Raw genomic sequence first — 1,943 nt, forward strand, 5'->3', positions numbered from 1 at the left:
TAAATTAAATAAATAAAAAAAAGTTTAACACGACCTATTTTGAAAATAGATCATGTAATTAATCATAAACAATAATGCAAAACAAAATTATTTTAAAATGAAATAAAATCATTATTTTAAAATAATGTTATTTATTTCATGCTGTCTTTTTGCTAATAATTTTGCTCTTTCGATGTTGATACCATTTTTACCAATAGCGATTCTCTTATTGGAAGAATCTGTATTGACAATAGCTATTTTTTCGTCGTTGTTTTTTTCAACGATTTTAATGGATTTGAGTTCAGCAGGGGATAAAACGTTTTTTATGAATTGAGCAGGGTCTTCATTGTATTCAATGATTTCTACTCCTCTTCCTACTGCTTTTTTAACTTTGGTTACAGTGCTTCCGCCTTTACCAATAGCTAAACCCATATCACCGTTTTTAACGACAAAGGTAACTTTGGAATTATCATCATCAAGTATGCAATCTTTAACCATTGCACCAGTCATGCTCTCAAAGAGAGCTATAAAACGGATTTCATTTGCATTAAATTTAATAGACACAAAATCTACCCCATTTTTTCTAAGATAGTAGAATCTCCTGGATCGTTTATGATTAAAGTAGCAACAGTAAATGGTTTACCACAAACAGAACCTAAGTCTACACTTGTACCTTCATATACAATGAAAGGAATTTCAGAGAGATTTGCATAATATTCAACATCTTCTAAAATTTCTTTAGGACTGTTAGCTGCAACAACTGCAAGTCTACCTTTACCTAATTTTAAAGATTGAATAGATTTTTCTGAGCCGAGAGTGACATCTCCTGTGTCTACTGCAACTCTTATTCCTCTTTCTATATCCATCATCTGCCTCCTAAATTTTAATTTAAAAAAATCATCTATCTCAAGATAAGTAAAACTTATAAAATAATCATATCTTACTCAAGATAAATTTTTCATAGAGTAATAAAATATGTGCTATTAAACAAAATAAAAGTAAATAACAAATATGAAATTAAACTATTACATTTAATTATAATACATCTATTATTTATAATTTATTGATATTTTAATAGACTATTTTACAATAAAATCATTCTTAAACTTAATTTTTTAATTGGATGTTTAAGAATAACTATGAATATGAATTTAATAATTTAATAAAAATTTAAAAATTAAAATATTAAGAAATTTGAAAAACTCTTAATATCCTAATTTTAATTTTAATATTTAATATTTAATATACATCTGGTTTCATTGTAACACTTACTGAACCGGTACCTAAAGGAATTGGTTGACCAATAATGATATTTTCAATAATACCAGTCAAGTCATCCATTTCTCCTCTAATACTTGCATGGAGTAAATGCTTACCAGTTTCTTCGAATGCTGCACGAGCGAGAACACTTGATTTTTCACCACTGATACCGTGTCTTCCAATGGATTTTACAACACCTTCAGAAGTCATCATATCAGCAACTAACATAATGTGTCTGATATCTACAGTCAAACCTTGGTCAGATAATGTACGGTTTAATTCGTAGACGATAGCGTTACGAGCAGCTTCAATACCTAATACAGTTTCAATTTCGTGAATGTCATTAGTTGTTGATCTAACTTTATCAATACCAATCTCATTAAATATGGCTTTAAGATTAGAACCTTCAGTATGCATAATCCACTCTTCATCCTCTTTACGAAGAATGACTTTACCAATACCTTTTGTTCCACTAATCTGGAAGTCACGAGCTTTATCAGCGAGAAGCCTAATTTCCCTAATAGTAGAATTTTTAGGTTTGAAAGTGAATTTATAATAATCTTCAATGTCAACTTTCTTAAATTGTTTTTCAATTTGATTAATGACATCATTAATTTCTAAACTTTTTGATTTGATCTTTTTAGAATCTAAGGTAACAACAACTTGTTTATTATCCTCATCCAATTCAAGACCAGACAGGATAT

General features: G+C 28.5%; 2 protein-coding genes and 1 pseudogene. All 3 read right to left on the minus strand.

The window, feature by feature from the left end; all coding sequences use genetic code 11:
* Positions 1–111: 111 nt before the first annotated feature.
* The gene (locus tag ACKI67_RS04225; protein ID WP_407462146.1) at positions 112–543 is read right to left on the minus strand and encodes a NusA-like transcription termination signal-binding factor; all 432 of its coding nucleotides are present in this window, start codon (positions 541–543) and stop codon (positions 112–114) included.
* Between the two features lie 5 nt (positions 544–548).
* Positions 549–848: a 50S ribosomal protein L30e gene (locus ACKI67_RS04230; RefSeq protein WP_296856561.1), complete on the minus strand. Its 300-nt coding sequence runs from the start codon at positions 846–848 to the stop codon at positions 549–551.
* A 370-nt stretch (positions 849–1,218) separates the two neighbouring features.
* Positions 1,219–1,943: pseudogene (locus tag ACKI67_RS04235) on the minus strand (DNA-directed RNA polymerase subunit A''); the annotation flags it as partial.

Source organism: Methanobrevibacter sp. (assembly GCF_045577275.1).
GTDB lineage: Archaea > Methanobacteriota > Methanobacteria > Methanobacteriales > Methanobacteriaceae > Methanobrevibacter.